Origin of the sequence: Nocardia sp. NPDC023733, from assembly GCF_040639775.1 — a bacterium.
Classification (GTDB): domain Bacteria; phylum Actinomycetota; class Actinomycetes; order Mycobacteriales; family Mycobacteriaceae; genus Nocardia; species Nocardia rosealba.
Map to the genome: position 1 here is coordinate 126,332 of NZ_JBFAAN010000004.1, position 19,361 is coordinate 145,692.

General features: G+C 67.9%; 24 protein-coding genes. 10 read left to right on the forward strand and 14 right to left on the reverse strand.

The genetic code is table 11. The features are described from left to right. Window position 1: 1 nt before the first annotated feature. Together AB0F86_RS19005 and AB0F86_RS19010 are read left to right on the forward strand one after the other, a co-directional pair. A complete protein-coding gene (locus AB0F86_RS19005; RefSeq protein WP_356985292.1) occupies window positions 2-901 on the forward strand; it encodes a hypothetical protein in 900 nt (299 codons plus the stop codon). Between the two features lie 18 nt (window positions 902-919). Beyond that, on the forward strand, window positions 920-1,444 hold the full coding sequence (locus AB0F86_RS19010) for an LpqN/LpqT family lipoprotein (RefSeq protein ID WP_356985293.1): 525 nt from the start codon (window positions 920-922) through the stop codon (window positions 1,442-1,444). A gap of 81 nt (window positions 1,445-1,525) precedes the next feature. Here the strand turns inward: AB0F86_RS19010 and AB0F86_RS19015 are convergent, their stop codons facing one another. Together AB0F86_RS19015 and AB0F86_RS19020 are read right to left on the reverse strand one after the other, a co-directional pair. After that, entirely contained in the window at window positions 1,526-2,263 is a 738-nt protein-coding gene (locus AB0F86_RS19015; protein WP_067485849.1) for a phosphoglyceromutase, read from the reverse strand. A 17-nt stretch (window positions 2,264-2,280) separates the two neighbouring features. Beyond that, complete coding sequence (locus AB0F86_RS19020; RefSeq protein ID WP_356985294.1) at window positions 2,281-3,186, reverse strand: ROK family protein; 906 nt, start codon at window positions 3,184-3,186, stop codon at window positions 2,281-2,283. A gap of 189 nt (window positions 3,187-3,375) precedes the next feature. On the opposite strand from AB0F86_RS19020, the gene AB0F86_RS19025 reads away from it, so the two are divergent. Continuing rightward, window positions 3,376-4,551, forward strand: a complete 1,176-nt coding sequence (locus AB0F86_RS19025) for a lipase family protein (RefSeq protein ID WP_225278483.1) — start codon at window positions 3,376-3,378, stop codon at window positions 4,549-4,551. A 40-nt stretch (window positions 4,552-4,591) separates the two neighbouring features. Here the strand turns inward: AB0F86_RS19025 and AB0F86_RS19030 are convergent, their stop codons facing one another. The 4 genes from AB0F86_RS19030 to AB0F86_RS19045 all read right to left on the reverse strand — a co-directional run bounded on the left by AB0F86_RS19030 (window position 4,592) and on the right by AB0F86_RS19045 (window position 8,762). Then, a complete protein-coding gene (locus AB0F86_RS19030; protein ID WP_225278482.1) occupies window positions 4,592-5,086 on the reverse strand; it encodes a YbjN domain-containing protein in 495 nt (164 codons plus the stop codon). Next, window positions 5,083-6,441 carry a D-inositol-3-phosphate glycosyltransferase gene (gene mshA, locus AB0F86_RS19035; protein ID WP_356985390.1) on the reverse strand — a complete coding sequence of 453 codons (1,359 nt, stop codon included), beginning with the start codon at window positions 6,439-6,441 and terminating at the stop codon, window positions 5,083-5,085. Before mshA ends, AB0F86_RS19030 begins: the two co-directional genes overlap by 4 nt. A 157-nt stretch (window positions 6,442-6,598) precedes the next feature. Then, window positions 6,599-7,576, reverse strand: a complete 978-nt coding sequence (locus AB0F86_RS19040) for an alpha/beta hydrolase family protein (protein WP_356985295.1) — start codon at window positions 7,574-7,576, stop codon at window positions 6,599-6,601. 364 nt (window positions 7,577-7,940) lie between these two features. Next, window positions 7,941-8,762 (reverse strand): alpha/beta hydrolase, encoded by an 822-nt coding sequence (locus tag AB0F86_RS19045; protein ID WP_225278481.1) that lies wholly within the window; start codon window positions 8,760-8,762, stop codon window positions 7,941-7,943. Window positions 8,763-8,843: 81 nt separating this feature from the next. On the opposite strand from AB0F86_RS19045, the gene AB0F86_RS19050 reads away from it, so the two are divergent. Further along, window positions 8,844-9,584 (forward strand): SDR family NAD(P)-dependent oxidoreductase, encoded by a 741-nt coding sequence (locus AB0F86_RS19050; RefSeq protein ID WP_356985296.1) that lies wholly within the window; start codon window positions 8,844-8,846, stop codon window positions 9,582-9,584. 78 nt (window positions 9,585-9,662) lie between these two features. Continuing rightward, complete coding sequence (gene mscL, locus AB0F86_RS19055) at window positions 9,663-10,133, forward strand: large conductance mechanosensitive channel protein MscL (RefSeq protein WP_225278479.1); 471 nt, start codon at window positions 9,663-9,665, stop codon at window positions 10,131-10,133. On the opposite strand, the gene AB0F86_RS19060 is transcribed toward mscL, so the two are convergent. Then, window positions 10,123-11,163, reverse strand: coding sequence for a UDP-N-acetylmuramate dehydrogenase (locus AB0F86_RS19060; protein ID WP_356985391.1), 1,041 nt, complete (start codon window positions 11,161-11,163; stop codon window positions 10,123-10,125). The two genes, mscL and AB0F86_RS19060, sit on opposite strands and share 11 nt — an antisense overlap. Window positions 11,164-11,254: 91 nt before the next feature. Between AB0F86_RS19060 and AB0F86_RS19065 the strand changes: the two genes are divergently transcribed. From AB0F86_RS19065 to AB0F86_RS19075, 3 genes are read left to right on the forward strand one after another with little or no spacing between them, the layout of a single operon-like run. Further along, entirely contained in the window at window positions 11,255-11,740 is a 486-nt protein-coding gene (locus tag AB0F86_RS19065) for a DUF2505 domain-containing protein (protein ID WP_067484834.1), read from the forward strand. 48 nt (window positions 11,741-11,788) lie between these two features. Continuing rightward, window positions 11,789-12,313 carry a DUF2505 domain-containing protein gene (locus AB0F86_RS19070; protein ID WP_356985297.1) on the forward strand — a complete coding sequence of 175 codons (525 nt, stop codon included), beginning with the start codon at window positions 11,789-11,791 and terminating at the stop codon, window positions 12,311-12,313. Between the two features lie 9 nt (window positions 12,314-12,322). Next, complete coding sequence (locus AB0F86_RS19075) at window positions 12,323-13,126, forward strand: class I SAM-dependent methyltransferase (RefSeq protein WP_356985298.1); 804 nt, start codon at window positions 12,323-12,325, stop codon at window positions 13,124-13,126. Between the two features lie 16 nt (window positions 13,127-13,142). Here AB0F86_RS19075 and AB0F86_RS19080 read toward each other — a convergent pair whose 3' ends face one another. Further along, window positions 13,143-13,751 (reverse strand): hypothetical protein, encoded by a 609-nt coding sequence (locus AB0F86_RS19080; RefSeq protein WP_067484825.1) that lies wholly within the window; start codon window positions 13,749-13,751, stop codon window positions 13,143-13,145. 104 nt (window positions 13,752-13,855) lie between these two features. Between AB0F86_RS19080 and AB0F86_RS19085 the strand changes: the two genes are divergently transcribed. After that, window positions 13,856-14,587 (forward strand): DUF2993 domain-containing protein, encoded by a 732-nt coding sequence (locus AB0F86_RS19085; RefSeq protein WP_356985299.1) that lies wholly within the window; start codon window positions 13,856-13,858, stop codon window positions 14,585-14,587. Here the strand turns inward: AB0F86_RS19085 and deoC are convergent, their stop codons facing one another. Further along, window positions 14,588-15,247, reverse strand: a complete 660-nt coding sequence (gene deoC / locus AB0F86_RS19090) for a deoxyribose-phosphate aldolase (protein ID WP_356985300.1) — start codon at window positions 15,245-15,247, stop codon at window positions 14,588-14,590. Window positions 15,248-15,317: 70 nt separating this feature from the next. On the opposite strand from deoC, the gene AB0F86_RS19095 reads away from it, so the two are divergent. Beyond that, complete coding sequence (locus AB0F86_RS19095) at window positions 15,318-15,845, forward strand: N-acetyltransferase (RefSeq protein WP_225278474.1); 528 nt, start codon at window positions 15,318-15,320, stop codon at window positions 15,843-15,845. 2 nt (window positions 15,846-15,847) lie between these two features. Here the strand turns inward: AB0F86_RS19095 and purU are convergent, their stop codons facing one another. From purU to AB0F86_RS19120, 5 genes are all read right to left on the reverse strand, one after another. After that, window positions 15,848-16,738 carry a formyltetrahydrofolate deformylase gene (gene purU / locus AB0F86_RS19100; RefSeq protein WP_067484813.1) on the reverse strand — a complete coding sequence of 297 codons (891 nt, stop codon included), beginning with the start codon at window positions 16,736-16,738 and terminating at the stop codon, window positions 15,848-15,850. 20 nt (window positions 16,739-16,758) lie between these two features. Then, window positions 16,759-17,811 (reverse strand): alpha/beta hydrolase, encoded by a 1,053-nt coding sequence (locus AB0F86_RS19105; protein ID WP_356985301.1) that lies wholly within the window; start codon window positions 17,809-17,811, stop codon window positions 16,759-16,761. A 73-nt stretch (window positions 17,812-17,884) separates the two neighbouring features. Next, a complete protein-coding gene (locus AB0F86_RS19110) occupies window positions 17,885-18,157 on the reverse strand; it encodes a DUF2516 family protein (protein ID WP_067485839.1) in 273 nt (90 codons plus the stop codon). Window positions 18,158-18,251: 94 nt separating this feature from the next. Beyond that, the gene (locus tag AB0F86_RS19115) at window positions 18,252-18,893 is read right to left on the reverse strand and encodes a heparin-binding hemagglutinin (protein WP_225278472.1); all 642 of its coding nucleotides are present in this window, start codon (window positions 18,891-18,893) and stop codon (window positions 18,252-18,254) included. Continuing rightward, the gene (locus AB0F86_RS19120; RefSeq protein ID WP_067641944.1) at window positions 18,893-19,339 is read right to left on the reverse strand and encodes a helix-turn-helix transcriptional regulator; all 447 of its coding nucleotides are present in this window, start codon (window positions 19,337-19,339) and stop codon (window positions 18,893-18,895) included. Before AB0F86_RS19120 ends, AB0F86_RS19115 begins: the two co-directional genes overlap by 1 nt. Window positions 19,340-19,361 lie beyond the last annotated feature (22 nt).

Genomic DNA, 19,361 nt, shown 5'->3' on the forward strand with positions numbered 1-19,361 from the left:
AATGACTGAATATTCCCCTTCGAAGCCGCCGGTCGTGTTCGTCGATCGACAGTGGAACGAACGAGCGTCACGAGGCGTCATTGCCTTCACGATGATCATGATGCTGATACTTCTAACTGCCGCATCGGGTTGGCTGGTGATGGCGATCCAGGATGACGGCAACAACAACGTCATGACCATTCTCGGGCACATAGGTGCGGTTACCTTGTTTTTCGGCGCCGCGGGACTGTTCGGCGCCAGGTTGCTGACGATGTTCCCCCATACGGCCGCAACAGTGACCCCCTCGATAGGTCGAACTGTCGACTCAAAATGGGGATCGGGGATCCACCTACGCCAAGAATCCAGCCTGCTGTCGCTCGAACTGACCCTCGCCGGTTGCTGCCTCTTCGGCTTCGCCGCCTGGCGGGAATGGCACTCGGGGGGCGCGGACGGCTTACTTCCGCTCTCCCGCAACAACAGTGGTGGTGCGGTCGGCGCACTGGTGTTCTCGATCGTAGGCGCTACCGCACTCCTCCTGATTATTTTCGCGCGGTTCGCACGAATTCGATGGGAGTTGTATCCGACAGGAATAATCTGCCGGACGCCGATGCGAGGCACCGCACGGATCAGCTGGTCGGATATTTCGAACATTCGGGGCGATGTATGCAAACTTTCGGCTCAATACAGTGCGGCGCCGGTGGTCCTGGCGACACTGACAGACAGCTCCCGGCCACCGAAGCACAAACTATTCGACAGAGTGGGTGAACTAGGAATTCCGGCTTGCATCCTTCGATGCGATTCAGATCTTCTGCTGGCGCTGATGAAACATCTCCTGGACGAGCCGGAGTCGCGACAGCTTCTCGCGACCGAGGCCGCAACAGAGTGGTTCACAGTGCGTTATCACCAACAGCCGAACGGCTGACGCAATCAGGAGCACAGTATGAACCAGAGCCTTGCCGAATATCTCCATGGACGCGAGATCCGAATCATCCCGGTACACACCGACACCATCGGAGCACCGGATATCCGTGCCGTTCCACCGGAGGGCTGGCTCGAGATCGGCCAGGATGCGATGCCAGGCGTCTACGCGGCATGGGCGAATCCGTCGGCCGATGTAGATGGGTGGGCGGACAACGTCCTGGTCATGGTCGGTCGCCTCACCGAACGAGTCGATTCTTCGGAGTTGATGGACTGCGCGTTCGTCGACTCCCGGCGGCTGCCGAGCTGGATCGAGCAATCGGCCGAATTCGTCGACTGCGACGGGTACCGGGCGGCCACCATCTCGGGTCTCTACACCGGCGGTGAGCTGCGTGTCCGTACCAGAACGCAATATCTGCTCATCGATGTTCTCGACCACGACTACCTGGTGCAGTACACCGCTACCGTCGCCGCGGATTCGGCCGCCTGGGGCCTCATCGACCTTCCGTCACCCTTGTCGGTGGTGTGGCCACCGCGCGGCTGCTGAGGCCTGCGCCTGCGGGAGCGCCCCGGGGAAGGAACCGGTGCCGCACCGTGCGAACGATGCGGCACCTGTTCGATGCAACGACTACTTCCCACCCTGGTTCGCCACTGCGGCCGCGCCGGCGGCAGCGGCCTCGGGGTCCAGGTATTCGGCCGGCTTCACCGGGCGCAGGTTTTCGTCGAGTTCGTAGCGCAGGGGGATGCCGGTGGGGATGTTGAGGCCGGAGATGTCCTCGTCGGAGATGCCGTCGAGGTGCTTCACCAGGGCGCGCAGGGAGTTGCCGTGGGCTGCCACCAGGACGGTTTTGCCGGTGAGCAGTTCCTTGGAGATGGTGTTCTCCCAGTACGGGATCATGCGGGCGACAACGTCTTTGAGGCATTCGGTCTTGGGGACCTCGATGCCCGCGTAGCGGGGGTCGCCTTCCTGGCTGTATTCGTTGTCGTCGGCGATGGGCGGGGGCGGGGTGTCGTAGCTGCGCCGCCACAGCATGAACTGGTCCTGGCCGTACTGTTCGCGGACCTGTTCCTTGTTCTTGCCCTGCAGGTCGCCGTAGTGGCGTTCGTTGAGGCGCCAGTCGCGGATGACGGGGATCCAGAGGCGGTCGGCCGCGTCGAGGGCGTTGTTGGCGGTGCTGATCGCGCGGCGCAGCAGCGAGGTGTAGACGATGTCGGGCAGCACGTCGTGCTCGGCGAGCAGCTCGCCTGCCCGTTTGCCCTCGGCGATGCCCTTGTCGGTCAGGTGCACATCCACCCAGCCGGTGAACAAGTTGAGGGCATTCCATTCGCTCTCGCCGTGGCGCAGCAGCACGAGGGTGTAGGTCATGTGGTCATTCTGGCATTTCACCCGCGCTCGGCCCACGCCACCTCGTCGATGGCGAGCACGCCCGCACCGACCAGGGTGGCGCCCTCGGGGAGGGTGGAGAGTGAAACGTCAAGAGCGTCGATGAATTCGAGCCCGGCGTGCCGGTCGACGGCGGCGCGCAACGGTCCCCACAGCGGTTCGCCGGAGTCGGCGAAGCCGCCACCGATCACGACGCGGTCCACGTCGAGCAGGGCGGCGGCCGAACAGACGGCCCGGCCGAGCGCGGTGCCTGCCCGTGCCATCGCGGCGACGGCGACGGGCTCGCCGTCGTGGGCGGCCTGTGCGAGTTCGATTCCCGTCGCACCGGTCCAGCCCTGCGAGCGCGCCCAGCGCACGGTCGACATCCCACCGGCAACCGCTTCAACGCAACCGAAACCGCCACAGGCACAGGGCGTTTCATCGCCGGGCACGATGATGTGACCGATGTGCCCCGCATTACCGGTCCGCCCGCGCAGCACCCGCCCGTCGGCGAGCACGCCGCCGCCGACGCCCGAAGACACCGTCAACGCCAGCCCGTTGTCGAGCCCGCGCAACCCGCCGACCCGGTGTTCGGCGAGCACGAGGCACGCGCCGTCGATCGCGAACCGTACGGCCGCATCGGGGAACACCGAGCGCACCCGGTCGACGATCGGGAACCCGTCGCGCCACCGGGGAAAGTTCAGCGGTCGCGTCACTCCGGCGGGCACGTCGACGGGTCCGGCCGACCCGATGCCGACCGCGCGAACCTCGTTGTCCCCCGCCACAGCGATCAGTAACTCCCGACACACCGCCCACGGATCGTCGACGGCCACGGCCGCGCGTCGCACCGAATGCACCGTGTAGTCCGGATCCACCACTCCTACAGCGAATTTCGTCGCTCCGATGTCGAGTGCGAGGACAACCATCGCCCACTCCTGTCTGTTCGGCCGGTAGCCGGTTGAGCAGCCATGACCCCGTCGTCGATGTGAACGCTCACAAAAATGTGGCGGTGGACACTTTGACTAGTGGTTGCTCCACACCGCCGGTTTTCGTTGGATACTTCGTCCGGGTCGGGTGACTCCGTTGGGCTGCGTTACTGATGATGAAGGAAAGTTGTGTCGAAATTAGTAGTACTGGTGTTGAGCCTGCTCTCGGTAGGCCTCCTCGCCGCTCCCGCGGCTGCGAACCCGCTGTATCCGACGCCCGATCCTGACCCGTTCTTCACCGCACCGGCCGACATCGCCGCGCTGGCTCCCGGCGACGTGGTCCGCACTCGCCGGATCGACACGATGCTCTACCCCGGCACCGAGGGCTGGCAGGTCGCGTTCCGCTCCACCAACTCGGCGGGCAACGCGATCATGGGCGTGACCACGGTCTTCATGCCGATCGGGGTGAAGAATCCACCACTGGTCTCCTACCAGGCCCTCATCAACTCCATCGGCACCCGGTGCAACCCGTCGAAGTCGCTGTTCAACGGTGAATTGCAGGATGCCCCGGGCGCGATGCTGCCGATCGGTCGCGGCTGGGCGGTTTCGGTGCCCGACTACCTCGGCCCGACCGTCGCCTACGGTGCGGCGCGGATGAGCGGCATGGTCACCCTCGACAGCGTGCGAGCGGTACAGAAGGCCACCGAACTCGGCCTCGGCGGCTCGCCGGTGGCGCTGGCCGGGTACTCCGGTGGCGGCATGGCCACCGCGTGGGCCGGTGCGCTGCAGCCGGAGTACGCGCCCGAGCTGAAGCTGGCCGCAGTGGTCGCCGGCGGCATTCCGAGCGACCTCGAACTGATGGCCGACGCCCTCGGTTTCGCACCGCACCCCGGTTTCGGCCTGGCCTTCGCGGCCGCCATGGGCATCGAACGCGAGTACCCGGATCGGGTGCCGGTGTCGGATCAGCTCAACGAGACCGGCCTGTGGTTCCGCGAGTTCACCAAGGACGCCTGCCGTCGCTTCCTGCTCTTCCACGGCATCTTCCGCAACGCCGAGCAGATGGCCGCGTCGAAGGAACTGCTGTCGAGCCAGGTGGCACGTGGGGTGCTGCGCGAGAACAGCATCGTGCACTACGAGGGTGCGCCGACCGCGCCGACCTACATCTGGCAGGGCCGCTACGACACCCTCACCCCGTACGGACCGGTGGCCGACACCGTGTCGCACTGGTGCGGTGCGGGCGCGCCCGTGAAGCTGGCGACCTACGACATCGCCGAGCACATGACCGCGGCCGTGGCCGGTTTCGTCGACGCGTGGAGCTACGTGGAATCCCGTTTCCGTGACGAACCGGTGCCGACTACCTGCTGAGAACCCGAACGCGGGTGCCGGACAACGGCACCCGCGTTTCTCATACCTTGTCGGCCTCGTCGATGAGATGTTCGAAGGCGCGCAGGTTCTTCAGCGATTCCCCGCGCGATACGCGCCACTTCCATTCCTTGCGAATGGATTCCGCGAAGCCCAGCTCGAGCAGCATGTTGAAGTCGGTGTCGACGGCCTCGAGGACCTGACCGAAGATGCGGTCGAGTTCGTCGGCGGTCACCGACTCGGTCGACATGCGACCGACCAGGTAGATGTCGCCCACATTGTCGAGGGTGTAGGCCACGCCGTAGAGGCGGCGGTTGCGGCGCAGCAGGTACTTGTAGACGCCCTCGAAGTTCTCGTCGGGCTTGCGGCAGACGAACGATTCGATCCGCACACCGTGCTTGCCGACGGTGAGCATCACGGTGGTCTTGAGCTTGCGCTCGCCGGGCAACACCACGATGAACGTGTCGTCACCGTGGCGGGTGTATTCGATCTCCCGGTCGCGCAGCGTCTCGTCGATCACCTGCGATACGGCGCTCACCTGAGTACTCCTGTCCGGCGCCGCCACAGCGCCCGCGATCTGGCCTGGCTTGTCTCACCCGCGCGCAGGGCGATCGGGTTGCGTTCGACGCGCATACCCGCGATCGCGGCGGCATAACTGTCGAGCAGTCCTTCGGCGGTGTGCGCCCAGGAGAACCGGCTCGCGTGCTCGACCGCCGTGGTGCCCATGCGGCCGAGACGGTCGGGGTCGTCGAGCAGGGCGGCCAGGGCGTCGGCCCAGTCGCCGGTGCGGTGGCTCGGCACGAGCAGACCCGATTCACGGTGCCGCACAGCGGTTCCCAGGCCGCCCACGTCGGCGGCGAGCACGGGGGTGCCGCTGGCCTGCGCCTCGATGGCGACCAGCCCGAACGACTCGTTGTAGCTGGGGACGGCCACCACGTCGGCCGCGCGGTACACCTGTACGAGGCGGTCGGCGGGCTGCGGCGGCAGAAAGGTGACCTGCTCGGCGATGCCGAGGTCGGCGGCCAGCTCGATCAGGGCGTCGGGGCGGGCCAGGCCGGTGCCGGACGGTCCGCCGACGATCAGTACGCGCAGCGCGCGGCGCGGGTCGCGGGCCAGCAGCTCGGCGGCCGCGCGGACCAGCACATCGGGGGCCTTGAGCGGCTGGATCCGGCCGACGAACGCGACGACCTGTTCGTCGGCGCGCAAGCCGAGTTCGGCGCGGGCGGCGAGTTTGTCGCCGGGCCGGTAGCGGCCCAGGTCGGCGCCCGGCGGGACGACATCGATGCGGTCGCGGTCGGCGCCGTAGAGGTCGACCAGCTGACCGGCTTCGTCGGCGGTATTGGCGACCAGCCGGTCGGACTCGGCGATCACCTGCTTCTCCCCGATCACCCGCGTCTCGGGTTCAGGAGTGTCGCCCTCGGCGAGCGCCAGGTTCTTCACCGCGGCCAGCGTGTGCGCGGTGTGCACCAGCGGCACCCGCCAGCGGTCGCGGGCGAGCCAGCCGACCTGACCCGACAGCCAGTAGTGCGAGTGCACGAGGTCGTAGTGGCCGGGCAGGTGCCGTGCCTCCTGCCGCAGCACCTCGGCGGTGAAGGGGCACAGCTGGGTGGGTAGTTCGTGCTTGTCGAGCCCTTCGAACGGTCCGGCGACGACGTGGCGGACGAGCACACCGGGTGCGGCCTCGGCGACCGGCGGCAGGTCCGAGGAGGTGGCCCGGGTGAAGATCTCCACCTCGGTGCCCCTGGCAGCCAGTTCCAGCGCGGTCTGCAACACGTAGACGTTCATGCCCCCGGCGTCACCGGTGCCGGGTTGGGCCAGCGGGGAGGTATGCACCGACAGCACCGCGATGCGGCGGGGTCGAAGTTCAAGACGTCGCTGACTCACACCTTCCAGTGTGCACGCCGCGACGCCACCGATAACATCCCTACCGGGATCGGTGACGGCCATCACAGGCGTGCGGTGAGTGAGCTCACGCACCGATCGTCATCGAGCGTGCCCGATCCGGGCGCCACACGCCAGCGCTTTTCGGCCGTCGCATTCGCCGGGGCGCTCAGCGGTTGAGCGCGGACTCGAACTGCGGCCACGAGGTGTGCAGGTCCTCCTCCCAGTAGCCCCACGAGTGGGTGCCGGTGGGCCGCAGGTTGACGGTGGCTGGGATGCCGAGCGACTGGAACCGGTCGCGCAGCTGACGGGTGCACTGGTGGGTGACCGCTTCGAGCGTGGCGCCGAAGGCCAGCTGGTAGGCGAGCTGCAGCGGGTCAGGCTGGACGGCCGGGTTGTCGTACGGGCCGGGAAGGCCGGTGCCGGAGGAGATGTAGACCTCGGTGCCGCGCAGGGATTCGGCGTGCAGGTACGGGTCGTGGGCCGACCAGGCCGGGTCGGTGGGCGGGCCCCACATGTTGGCCGCGTTGCCCATCCGGCTACCGACGACGGTGCGCACGATCGCCTGCCCGCGCAGGTCGCTGGTGCGCACGCACCCGCTGTAGGAGCCGATCGCCCGGTAGAGGCCGGGTTCGGCGAGGGCGAGCTGGAACACCGAGGTGCCTGCCATCGAGAGCCCGGCGATCGCGTTGGCGCCGGTGCCCCCGAATTCGGCGTCGATCAGGGGCGGCAGTTCCTTGGTGAGGAAGGTCGCCCAGCGCTGCTTGCCCAGCACCGGGTCGTCGCTGCGCCAGTCGGCGAAATAGCTGCCCGCGCCGCCGAACGGAATCACCACGTTCACCTGTTTGTCGCGGAAGAACGACACCACATCGGTGCGGTCGAGCCAGTTGCCGTCGGCGCCGCCACCGACGCCGTTGAGCAGGTACAACGTCGGCGCGGGTTTCGACGGGTCGGCGGCGCGCAGCACCCGCACCCGGTTGACGTTGTCCATGGCGGGTGAGTACACGCCGATATCGATGGTCTGATCGGCTTCCACGCGCCGATCGTCGATCCGTGCCCGCTCGATGGGCTCGGAAATCCCCTGGCCCGCCACCGTTCCCGTGGCGAGCATCGCGGCCAGTGCCGCGATGACGATCCGAGCCCCCAATGCCCGACAAGACCTCATCGAACTCCGATCGCCGAATCCTGTTCCTGATTCGTGATTCAACGACATATCAGAACGCTACACACGGTTTCCGGAAATCATTGTGACGATCCCCAGAAGATTTTCCGTGAAACTGTGCGGATAGTTCGCTACAGGAACGAACGCAATCACGGACTTATCACGCCCGTGCAACGCTACTTGACGACCAGTGCTCTAGCTGCGGAAACAGGAGGCGAGTACCTCGACGCGAGGCACTCGCGACGGACATCGACTTTGCCGGAATCAACCTCCTTACAGCCTAAAAATAGACCCTCCGGATTGGTTCCGGGCACAGTCCGGCAATCCCCAGACGACGCTGCGACGCAATTCAGTCCAGCGCGTCGACGAACTCGCTCACCTCGGCGACGAACCGCGCCCGATCCTCGATGAACAGCCCGTGCTGGGCACCCTCCCAGAACGAACCACGCGCGCCCGGCACGTTGTCGACGATGTAGCGCCCGTTGTCGGCGGGCACAACCGGATCCGCGGTGCCGTGCAGCACGAGCACCGGAACATCAAGGGCGCGAAGCGTTTCGGTGTTGTCGATGGTGCGGTAGAACAGCGCTTTGCGCACCGACGGCGCGGTGGCGAGACTGCCGCCGAACAACCGCTGCGCGTCGACACCCTTGTCCTCCCCCGGTCCGGTGTTCGCATTGCCGAACACCGCGAAGGCGCGCACCGCCCGCCCGGCCGACTCCTCGAAGACACCCGGGATCGCCTTGTCCATCGCGGGCCCGGTCGCCGCACCCGGCACACCGGGGCCGATGTGGGCCAGCGAACCGGTGTAGATCGCGGCCGCGACGGCGCCGGTGCCGTAGGTGGCGAGGTAGTCGGTGGCGACGATGCCGCCGTAGGACCAGCCGAGCAGCACGGCGCCGGAGTCGATGCCCTCGGCGGCCAGCACCGCGGCCACGTCGGCGGCCCAGGCCTTCGGGTCGTCGTACACGCCGGGGTCGTCGGAGTAGCCGTGCCCGCGCAGGTCGACCGCGATCACCCGGTAACGCTGGGCGAGGTCGTCGGCGGCGCCGCCCCAGCAGCGCAGGTTGCCCGCCCAGCCGTGCAGCAGCACCAGCGGCCTGCCCGTCTCCGGACCGGTGACCCGGTAGACGATCGTCGTTCCATCGGCGCTGACAGCATCACGAATAGCCATGCCGACAGGCTAACGCCGGTATCGCTCACCGTGATCGGAGCCGTGGCGGCGGTGAAACGGCGGCGAATAGGATCGGTGGTCATGAGCATTCGCACCGCCGTCGTCACCGGAGCCAGCTCGGGCATCGGGGAAGCCACCGCACGGGAACTGGCCAAGCAGGGGTATCACGTCTACGTAGGGGCCCGCCGCTTCGACCGCGTGCAGCGGCTGGCCGAGGAGATCGGCGGCACCGCGCTGGAACTCGACGTCACCTCCGAGGACTCGGTGCGCGCGTTCACCGACGCCGTGGAGCGGGTCGACGTGCTGGTCAACAACGCGGGCGGCGCGAAGGGGCTCGCGCCCGTGCTCGAGGCCGACCTCGACGATTGGCGCTGGATGTGGGAGACGAACGTGCTCGGCACCCTGCGCGTCACCAAGGCGCTGCTGCCCAAGCTCATCGCTTCCGGCGACGGCCTGATCGTCACCGTCACCTCGATCGCGGCCATGCACGCCTACGACAACGGCGCGGGCTACACCTCGGCCAAGCACGCCCAAGGCGTGCTGCACCGGACCCTGCGCGGAGAACTGCTGGGCCAGCCCGTGCGGCTCACCGAGATCGCGCCCGGCGCGGTGGAGACCGAGTTCTCCCTCGTCCGCTTCGACGGTGACGCCGAGCGCGCGGCCAAGGTCTACGAGGGCATCGACCCGCTCTACGCCGAGGACATCGCCCAGATCGTCGCCTTCGCCGCGAGCAGGCCGGCGCACGTCAACCTGGACACGATCGTGGTGAAGCCGCGCGATCAGGAGGGGCCCGGCCGCTTCTCGCGTCGCCCGGTGAACTGAAACCCCAGGTCGTGAGCCTGACCACAGATTGTTGCTGACAATTCGCTGAGTGAACAACCAGTCATTAACATCTCTGCGATGGGCAGAATCAAGTCGGTATTCGACGGTTTCAAGAACTTCCTGATGCGCGGGAACGTCATCGATCTCGCGGTCGCGGTGGTGATGGGTACCGCGTTCACCGCGGTGGTCACCTCGGTCACCAAGGGCTTTGTGAACCCGCTGCTCGCGGTGTTCGGCTCGACCAATGAGCTCGGCCTCGGCGTGCAGCTCATCGCCGACAAGCCCGCCACGTTCATCGCGGTCGGCCCGATCATCACCGCGTTCATCGACTTCATGATGGTCGCCGCGGTGCTCTACTTCGTGCTGATGGTCCCGATGAAGTCGCTGAAGAACAAATTCGGCACCACCAAGGAAGCCGAGCCGACCGAGACCGAACTGCTCATCGAGATCCGCGATCTGCTGGCCAAGCAGCAGGGTCTTGATGCGGCGCAGACCGCGGCGCTGAGCACCGAGCAGGCCAAGAAGGACCCGGCTCAGCTCACAGACTGATCCCGACGGTCACCGGTTCCGGTTCGAGCACGATGCCGAACCGTTCGCGCACTCCGTCGCGGACCGTGCGGGCCAGCTCGACGATGTCGGCCGCCCGCGCCGAGCCCCGATTGGTCAGGGCGAGAGTGTGTTTGGTCGACAGCCGCGCGGCCGCGTGCTCGCCGGGAAAACCCTTGGCGAAACCGGCGCGTTCGATCAGCCACCCCGCCGAGAACTTGGTGCCCGAAGGGGCCGGGTAGGTCGGGACGCTCACCTCGCCGAGGTGGGCGGTGATCGCGGCCAACACCTGGTCGAGGCGGTCGTCGCCGACGACGGGGTTGGTGAAGAACGAACCTGCGCTCCAGGTGTCGTGGTCGGCGGGGTCGAGCACCATGCCCTTGCCCGCGCGCAGGCGAAGCACCTCGGCGCGCACCTGGGCGGCGGGCCGGGTCTCGCCTTCGCTCGCGCCGAGCACGCGGGCCAATTCGCCGTAGCGCAACGGCGCGCTGGTGCCGGTGGGGTCGAGCCGGAATTCGACAGCAAGCACCACGGCGGCGTCGCTGTGCTTGAGCACGCTGGTGCGATAACCGAAACCGAGCTCGGCCGGTTCCGCCCAGCGGACCTCTCCGCTCACCCGGTCCAGCAGCCGCACCCGGCGCAGAAGCGACTCCACCTCCACGCCGTAGGCCCCGACGTTCTGCACCGGTGTGGCCCCCACCGAACCCGGGATACCCGACAGGCATTCGAGCCCACCGAACCCGGCCGCGACCGTCGCCGCGACGAGCTCGTCCCAGTTCGCGCCCGCCTCGGCCAGCACCGAATCGGTGCCGAACTCGACTCCGGCGTTGCGCACCCGGACCACAACACCGTCGAAACCGGCGTCGTCGATGAGCAGGTTCGACCCGCCCGCGACGAGCAGCACCGCGACACCGGCCTCGTCCAGCGCCCGCACGGTGGCGACGAGCGAGGACGTGCTGTCACAATCGGCGACCAGCGCGGGCCCGCCGACGCGCAGCGTCGTCAGTTCCGACAGCGGCACCGCCGGGCGCACCACCGCACCGGTCTCGGCCAGCAGGTCACGCAGCTGTTCGGGGGACACCACCCGTGTTGTTCGCACGTCAGAAGACGGTACCGTGTCGCACATGGCTACACCTCTGGCGTTCACGGCCGGTTATACGCATTCCATCGACGCGGTGCGCGCCGCGTACTCCGATGAGCAGTACTGGAAGGCCCGCATCGCCGAGGTCGGCGGCCCCAGCGCGCGCCTCGATTCGCTGACGGTCGACGGCGACCAGGTCCGCATCCAGCTGGTGCAGTCCATCCCCGCCGACCAGCTCCCGCCCGCCATCACCGCCGTGCGCCCCGGCGACCTGGTGATCCCCCGCGTGGAGCACTACACCGGCACCTCGGGCACCTTCGAGGCCCACGTCGACGGCGCCCCCGCCACCGTCCGCGGCACGGTCACCCTCACCCCCACCGCCACCGGCTGCGAGGGTTCGGTCACCGGCACCATCGAGGTGAAGATCCCCCTCTTCGGCGGCAAGATCGAAGCCGCCATCGCCGAACGCCTCACCGAACTCCTGAGCAACGAGGCCACCTTCACCGAACAGTGGCTCGCCACCAAGTAGGACCCGTCCGGGGCGCCCGGTGACGGCGCCCCGGTAACGTGTTCGGGCATGGCACGTCGACTGGACTACTCCGCCCGTTACCCGCTGCACACCACCGAAGAGCTGTACGCGGCGTTGCAGAGCAGGGATTACTGGGAAGCGCGTGTGGCGGAGATGCGCAAGTACGCGCCGCACAACGAGGTGATCAGCCACGAGGTGAGCGACGACGGCATCGACGTGGTGCTCGCCCACACCCTGCCGCGCGAGATGCTGCCGGAGATCGCGCAGACGGTGATGCGCAAGGACATGGTCATCACCCGCAAGGAGAGCTGGGGTCCGTTCGACCACGACGAGACCGAGGGCAAGTTCTCCGCCTCCATCCCGGCGGGCCCGGGCAGCCTCAACGGCACCATCCGCCTGTTCCCCACCGAGACCGGCGCCACCATGCGCTTCTCCCCCGTCGCCAAGGTGTTCATCCCCATGGTCGGCCCGCGCCTGGAACAGCTGATGCTGGTGAATCTCGTCGACCTGTTCCGCGCCGAGCAGGAGGAGACCCTGCGCTGGCTGGAGACGGCCGCCAAGAATCCGGTCTGATCGTCGCCCATGACCGGCACGAGGAGGACGGTGCCGGTCGGCACCATCACACGCGGCACCACCGGCGTCAACCGGTTGCGCCGCAGCGACCGCTGGCTGGTCAACGACGACCTCGTGAGCACCCGCCTGCGCGAGGCCGTCGACCCGCTCGTGGTCGACCTCGGCTACGGCGCGGCGGGCTGGACGACGATCGAACTGGCCGCGCGCCTGCGCACCGTTCGCCCCGATCTGCGTGTGGTCGGCCTCGAGATCGACCCCGCCCGGGTGCTGCCCCCGCGTGACGGTGTGCGTTTCGCCCGTGGCGGTTTCGAGCTGGCCGGTCTGCGCCCGGTGCTGGTCCGCGCCTTCAACGTGCTGCGCCAGTATCCGGAGGACGCGGTCCCTGCCGCGTGGTCGCGGATCCAGTCGAATCTGGCACCCGACGGCCTGCTCGTCGACGGCACCTGCGACGAACTCGGCCGCCGCAGCGCCTGGGTGCTCCTCGACCGGCACCGTCCCCTCTCGCTCACCCTCGCGTGGGATCCGTTCACCGTGGAGCGCCCGTCCGACATCGCCGAGCGACTGCCGAAGGTGTTGATCCACCGCAATATTCGCGGCGAGAAGGTGCACGCCCTGCTCACCGCCGCCGATCAGGCCTGGGAGCGCAGTGCCGCACTCGCACCCTTCGGCCCGCGTATCCGCTGGCGGGGTACGGCGGAGTTGTTGCGCACCAACGGGTTCCCGGCTCGGGCCTACAACCGCCGAATGCGTGATTGTGTGCTGTCGGTGCCGTGGGATGTCGTCGCACCGAACGGGTGGCAGGCGGGCGAGTAGCCCCGCCGGACGAAGGTCAGACCGCGAGCAGTGCCCGCCGTATCCGACCGGCTGCCCGGGGGGCCAATTGCTCTGCACCCCAACGTATTTCGTCGACATCACACCGGTGGATGGCAACCGCGTCGGTAACCACCTCGTTCAGCGCCGACTGCGCGATCTCGGTTTCGGCCAGGTCGAGCACCGTCCGCGCCGGTGTGGTCACCAGGAACGATCCCGCCGATTCCGTCGCCGCCCCGGTGAGCTTGCGGCGGGTGAGCACCAGCCGTGGCGTCACCGGTGGCCGCCCCGCCGACACCGACAGGTGCAGGAACCGTGGCCGCAACCGTCCGAGCCCGTGCAATTCGGCCGCGCTCTGATACGACACCACGGCGGCACCGTCGAACCAGGCCGCCCACATCGCGTATTCGTCGAGCGGGCCGGGCCGCCATTGCGCCAGCCGCAGCATCCCGACTCCCGATCTGGTCACCGACCCGTCGGCCAGCGCCGCCCGCACCCGCAGCTCACAGCCGGTGCGCAGGACCTGCCTGGTGGTGAAGAACCCCGCGTGTCGTCCGGCGAGGCGCCGCAGCACCCGCCACCGGTGTTCGGTGGTCCCCGCCATCCGGCGCGCTCCCTCGCCAGCCATCCAGCCATGCTACGCCGGGTGAAGTGGTACAGATCACAAAATGAAAGAAGGCCTTCATGGCCTCCTCAGAGCGGACACAGAAAAATCCGGAAGAATCGACTGTCATGAGCACCCAGACACCCCAACGCCCGAAGGTCCGTCGGCGCACGCTGGTGATCGCGTTGGCCGTGGTCGCCGTGCTCCTCGTCGGCACCATCGTGGCGACCGAAGCGTATGCCCGCCACCAGATCTCGCGCTGCATCAGCAGCCAGTTCGAGCAGGAGATGGGCTCGAGCATCGACGTGAGTTTCGGTCCGAAACCGATGCTCATCACCTATCTCGACGGCAAGGTCGGGTCGCTGAGCATCGACAGCGAGGACAACAAGTTCGGTCCGGCCGTCGGCATGGTCGTGCACGCGAAGTTCTCCGACATCGAACTCACCGATCGCGGGCGCGGCGGCGCGACCGTCGGCAGCTCGAATGCCGAGGTGACGTGGAACAACGACGGCATCCGCCAGACCCTCGGCACCATGGTGAGCGGGGTGAGCTCCTCGGCGAGCAGCGACGTACTCACCCTCGACGTGCTCGGCGGCCTGGCCCAGCTGCAGGTGCAGCCGATGGTCCGCAACGGCAATGTGGAGGTGGAGACCAAGTCCGCGCAGCTGCTCGGCATCGGCCTGCCCACCGACCTGGTGCAGGGCATCGTCGAGACCTTCACCCAGAGCTTGCAGAGCTACCCGCTAGGCCTGCGTGCCCAGAAGGTAGATGTCACCGATGACGGTGTGGTCGTTCACCTTTCGGGCGGGCGCACCGTCCTGGAGAGCTCCGGGCGCAGCGACGCCGAGCTGCGCTGCTGATCAGTCCGGAAAGCCGTCGAGCACGACCGCCGACTTCGACAGCCCGAGCCTGGTGGCGCCCGCCTCGATCATCGCCGCCGCGTCCTGCGCGGTCCTGATGCCGCCACTGGCCTTGACACCGAGCCTGCCACCGACGGTGTCGGCCATCAGCCGCACCGCGTGCACGCTCGCCCCACCGGCGGGATGAAAACCGGTGGAGGTCTTCACGAAATCGGCACCGGCCTTCTCGGCAGCCCGGCAGGCGCCGACGATCGCCTCGTCGGTGAGCGCGGCCGATTCGATGATGACCTTCAGCACGGCCCGGTCCTCGACCGCCTCACGCACGGTGATGATGTCGGTGAGCACCGCCGCGAAATCACCGGCCACAGCGGCGCCCACGTCGATCACCATGTCCACCTCGGCCGCGCCGCTGTCGACGGCGAGACGTGCCTCGGCTCCCTTGATCAGCGAATGATGTTTGCCCGAAGGGAATCCCGCGACGGTGGCGACCACCAGGCCCGGCGCGCGCACCGGAAGCATCGACGGTGAAACGCAGATCGCGTACACGCCGAGTTTGCGGGCCTCGGCGATCAGGTCGTTCACCTGGTCGGGAGTCGCTTCGGGAGCGAGCAGGGTGTGATCGATCATGGCGGCCACGTCGGCCCGGGTCAGCGACGTCATGGGAGCGAGTCTGGCATATCGGCACAGAAGTCCATTGCGCACGCGTACCCCTATCCGGGAGACTTGGACCGTGTTGATTCGTCGCGAGACCCCTGCGGACGCCGCGGCGATCGCCGCGATCCACCGTGCCGCCTTCGCCCCGCACTATCTCGGCGATCCGGCCGTCACGGAACCACCGGAGCCCGCGCTGGTCGACGCCCTACGCGCCGACGAATCCTGGATGCCGACACTGTCGCTGGTCGCCCTCGCCTACGACACCGTGGTCGGGCACATCTGCCTCACCAGGGCGGGCATCGGCCCGTTCCCGGTGCTGGCCCTCGGCCCGCTCGGCGTCGACCCCGACCATCAGAAGACCGGCGTCGGTTCGGCCCTGGTGCACGCGGCCCTCGGCGCCGCCGACGCCCTCGACGAATCGGTGGTCGGCCTCGTCGGCGACCCCGACTACTACTCGCGCTTCGGTTTCGTGCCGGGCGCGCGCCGCGGCATCGTCCCCGACCAGGCCGACTGGGCCGAATACTTCCAGGTCAGGCCGCTCGCCGCCTACGATCCGGCGGTCACCGGCGAATTCCGCTACCCGGCGCCGTTCTACGACCTGTAGACCTACTCGAACACCACGGTGCGCCGACCGTGCACCAGCACCCGGCCCTCGAGATGCCAGCGCAGGCCCCGGGCGAGCACCACCCGCTCGATATCGCGACCCTGGCGGACCATGTCGGGCACGTCGTCGGCGTGATCCACGCGGATCACGTCCTGCTCGATGATCGGGCCCGCGTCCAGCTCGGCGGTCACGTAGTGGCAGGTCGCCCCGATCAGCTTCACCCCACGGTCGTAGGCCTGGTGGTAGGGGCGGGCGCCGACGAACGACGGCAGGAAGCTGTGGTGGATATTGATCGCCCGGCCCGCCCAGTGCTCGCACAGCGAGGCGGGCAACACCTGCATGAACCGGGCGAGGACCACCGCGTGCGGGTCGTGCACGTCGACCAGTTCACGCACCTGCTCGAACGCCGGACCGCGCTCGGCCGGGTCCTTCGGGAACGGCACGTGATGGAACTTCACCCCGTGCGCCTCGGTCATCGCGGCCAGGTCGGGGTGGTTGCCGATGACGGCCTCGATGGTGGCGGGCAACTCACCGGCCCCCGCGCGGCCGAGCAGGTCGTGCAGGCAGTGCCCGTCCTTGCTCACCAGTAGCACCACCCGGCGGCGGGCGCCGGTGTCGTGCAGCTGCCAGTCGGTCTCCGGACCGAACTCCGCGGCCACCTGCGCGAACCGGGTGCGCAGTTCATCGATGCCGAACGGCACCGTCGATGCCTTCACCGCCTGCCGGGTGAAGAACCAGCCGATGTCACCGTCGGAGTGATAGCCGGCCTCCACGATCGACCCGCCGAAATCGGCGATGAACGAGGAGATCCTGGCGATGATGCCGGGCCGGTCGGGGCAGCCGAGCGTCAACACGAACCGACGGTCGTCCGAGGTCACAGGGGCAGAACTCATCCCCTCATCCTCGCAGGCCCTCAGGCAGAGGCGCGTGCGGGCTCGCGGACAGCGGCGAGTACTTCGCGCAGCTCCCGGTTGAACAGGTCGTAGCGCTCCACATTGCCGAGGTGGCCGGTGGGCAGCACCTCGAACTTCGCCAGCGTGCCCGCCTTGCGCAGCAGTTCGGCGAGCCGTTCGGCGTGAATGGCCGGGGTCATGTCGTCGCGGTCACCGGCGAGCACGGTGGTGGGCACGGTGAAGTTGCTCGCGGCGTCGCCCAGATGCAGCGCGGCCAGCAGCAGGCCGTAGCGCGAGCGGGTCATCATCGGGCAACCACGCACCACCGACAGGGCGTAGCTCAGCTTCTCCGGCGTTGTGTCGAGGGTCATCACCTGGCGGGCGAAGATCCAGCGCACGGGCGCGATCGGCGGGAACACCACCGGGGTGCCGAGGATGAGCTTGCCGAGCCAGTCCGGCGAGGGCAGGGCCCGGCCGCGCAGCAATCGCAGCGGCTTGTTCAGACCGGGAACCATGGTCGACACCTCGACCAGCGAGTGCGCGCCGGTGTTGGTGAGCAGCACGGCCGCGGCCTGCTCGGCGACCCGTTCGGGGTAGCGACCGGCCCAGGCGATGAGCGTCATCCCGCCCATGCTGTGGCCGACGAGCACCGCGCGCTGGCCGGGCAGCAGCGCCGCGTCGAGTACGTCGCACAGATCGTCGGCGAGCAGGTCGGTGCTCGGCCGCGCGTAGCCGTTGGTGCTCTCACCGTGGCCGCGCTGGTCGTAGGCGATCACGCGGTACTCGCCGGCGAAGGCGTTGATCTGGGCGTTCCAGTACTCGATGGAACAGGTCCAACCGTGGGCGAACACGATGACGGGTGCGTCGACCGGGCCGTAGGCGTGCACACGCAGCCGGGCGCCGTCGGCGGTGACCACCGGGATCACCTCGTGCGGGACCGTCGGCGGGTCGAAGGCCGCCACGCCGTGGGTCCGGGTCCGCAGATCGGCCCGGTGGGCGGCAAGTCCGGCCTTGATCCTGGCGGTCACGGTATCGACCAGGTCGTTCACGGTCGCGGGCAGCATTGCGCGCATCGACACACTCCTTTGTGTTACTCATAGAAACAGTAACACCGGGAGCGCTCGATCGCGAGGGTCCGGCGACGATTTACCAGCGCGGCCCGCGCTGCACCTCGTCGACTTTCGGCCGCACATCGGCCAGATACACACCGGTCGCGATGATCGCGATGAACGAGGTGAGCATGCCGAACCCGCTGATCCCCAGCAGCAGGAACACCAGCGCACCCGCCAGGATCGCCAGCCAGATCGGCTTGGTCATCTTGTCGACGGCCGTAAACGCGTCCGGCCGCTGACGCACGGCATGGATCAGCGCGAACACCGTCGCACCGAAGGCTGCCAGCCACAGGACCAGCAAAATCATCCCCGTCACTCCATGCACCACATTCACTCCCCCATCATACGAACAGCGGCCCCACACACCAGGGGTGCGCGGGGCCGCTGTCGGCGGTGAAGGGTTACACCTTCTTGGGTGCGGCCTTCTTCGCGGGGGCCTTCTTGGCCGGCGCCTTCTTGGCGGCGGGCGCCTTGGCCGGGGCGGCCTCGTCGGTCACGGCGACGACCTCGGCCTCGACCACAGCGGCGGCCTCGGCGGCAGCGGCCTGCGCCTCTTCCTTGCCACGGCCCAGCAGGTCGGTGACCTTGGCGAGGGCTTCCTCGGCGCGGGTGGAGGCATCCTTGTACAGGGACTCGACGCGACCGATCTGCTCGTCGACGGCCTCGTTGGCACGCAGCCGCTCGACGGTCTCCTCACCGCGCACGGCGAGGTCGGCGTAGATGTCGAGAGCCTGGCGGTAGTACTGCTCGGCCAGCTTGCGCAGCTCCTCGGGGGTGAACTTCTCGCGCAGCTCGGCGAGGTCCTCCGGCAGCTCCGAGGGCAGGCCGGCGAGGCGCTCGCGGATGGTGTCGAACTGTGCCTGCACGTCGGCGGGCACATTGGCGATGCGCTCGCGGGCCTCTTCGACACGGGCCTTGGCATCGGTGGTGGCGACCCGCTCGCGGACGTCGGCGACGACCTCGTTCACGGCGGTGTAGATGGCATCACCGGCGCCGACGGTGGCGAACAGCGGCTTGGTCACGGTAGCGGTCTTCTCGGTCATCAGTCTTCGCTCTCCTGGTGTGGCGGAGTGTCAATTGTCGTGAACGAAACGTCGCTGTCCCGTTCGTTCCCCCCTGAGCCGGTTTCTTCCCCGTTTTCCCGGCGAAACGACTCATAGATTTCCAGCAACACCTGTTTCTGCCGTTCGGTCACCGAAGTGTCGGCCAGCAGGGCGTCCCGGACCGGGCTGTGCGGGCGCTGTTCCAAATATCCGGCCCGCACATACAACACCTCCGAAGAAACCCGCAGCGCCTTGGCGATCTGCGCGAGTACTTCGGCGGAGGGGTTTCGTAATCCGCGTTCGATCTGGCTCAGGTACGGATTACTCACCCCCGCCAGCGCGGCGAGTTGACGTAAGGACACCTGCGCGGCTTCGCGCTGGGACCTGATGAACCCTCCGATGTCTTGAGCCGCGTGGACGACTCGGTTCTCGGGTTGGTCTGCCATCACTCACCTTCTGGCGTTGTAC

Excerpts from the sequence above, each read along its gene's own strand:
- AB0F86_RS19005 (WP_356985292.1), top strand. The coding sequence starts at position 2 with ATGACTGAATATTCCCCTTCGAAGCCGCCGGTCGTGTTCGTCGATCGA.
- AB0F86_RS19010 (WP_356985293.1), top strand. The coding sequence starts at position 920 with ATGAACCAGAGCCTTGCCGAATATCTCCATGGACGCGAGATCCGAATC.
- AB0F86_RS19015 (WP_067485849.1), bottom strand. The coding sequence starts at position 2,263 with ATGACCTACACCCTCGTGCTGCTGCGCCACGGCGAGAGCGAATGGAAT.
- AB0F86_RS19020 (WP_356985294.1), bottom strand. The coding sequence starts at position 3,186 with ATGGTTGTCCTCGCACTCGACATCGGAGCGACGAAATTCGCTGTAGGA.
- AB0F86_RS19045 (WP_225278481.1), bottom strand. The coding sequence starts at position 8,762 with ATGGCTATTCGTGATGCTGTCAGCGCCGATGGAACGACGATCGTCTAC.
- AB0F86_RS19050 (WP_356985296.1), top strand. The coding sequence starts at position 8,844 with ATGAGCATTCGCACCGCCGTCGTCACCGGAGCCAGCTCGGGCATCGGG.
- mscL (WP_225278479.1), top strand. The coding sequence starts at position 9,663 with ATGGGCAGAATCAAGTCGGTATTCGACGGTTTCAAGAACTTCCTGATG.
- AB0F86_RS19065 (WP_067484834.1), top strand. The coding sequence starts at position 11,255 with ATGGCTACACCTCTGGCGTTCACGGCCGGTTATACGCATTCCATCGAC.
- AB0F86_RS19070 (WP_356985297.1), top strand. The coding sequence starts at position 11,789 with ATGGCACGTCGACTGGACTACTCCGCCCGTTACCCGCTGCACACCACC.
- AB0F86_RS19075 (WP_356985298.1), top strand. The coding sequence starts at position 12,323 with ATGACCGGCACGAGGAGGACGGTGCCGGTCGGCACCATCACACGCGGC.
- AB0F86_RS19080 (WP_067484825.1), bottom strand. The coding sequence starts at position 13,751 with ATGGCTGGCGAGGGAGCGCGCCGGATGGCGGGGACCACCGAACACCGG.
- AB0F86_RS19085 (WP_356985299.1), top strand. The coding sequence starts at position 13,856 with ATGAGCACCCAGACACCCCAACGCCCGAAGGTCCGTCGGCGCACGCTG.
- deoC (WP_356985300.1), bottom strand. The coding sequence starts at position 15,247 with ATGACGTCGCTGACCCGGGCCGACGTGGCCGCCATGATCGATCACACC.
- purU (WP_067484813.1), bottom strand. The coding sequence starts at position 16,738 with ATGAGTTCTGCCCCTGTGACCTCGGACGACCGTCGGTTCGTGTTGACG.
- AB0F86_RS19105 (WP_356985301.1), bottom strand. The coding sequence starts at position 17,811 with ATGCGCGCAATGCTGCCCGCGACCGTGAACGACCTGGTCGATACCGTG.
- AB0F86_RS19110 (WP_067485839.1), bottom strand. The coding sequence starts at position 18,157 with ATGATTTTGCTGGTCCTGTGGCTGGCAGCCTTCGGTGCGACGGTGTTC.
- AB0F86_RS19115 (WP_225278472.1), bottom strand. The coding sequence starts at position 18,893 with ATGACCGAGAAGACCGCTACCGTGACCAAGCCGCTGTTCGCCACCGTC.
- AB0F86_RS19120 (WP_067641944.1), bottom strand. The coding sequence starts at position 19,339 with ATGGCAGACCAACCCGAGAACCGAGTCGTCCACGCGGCTCAAGACATC.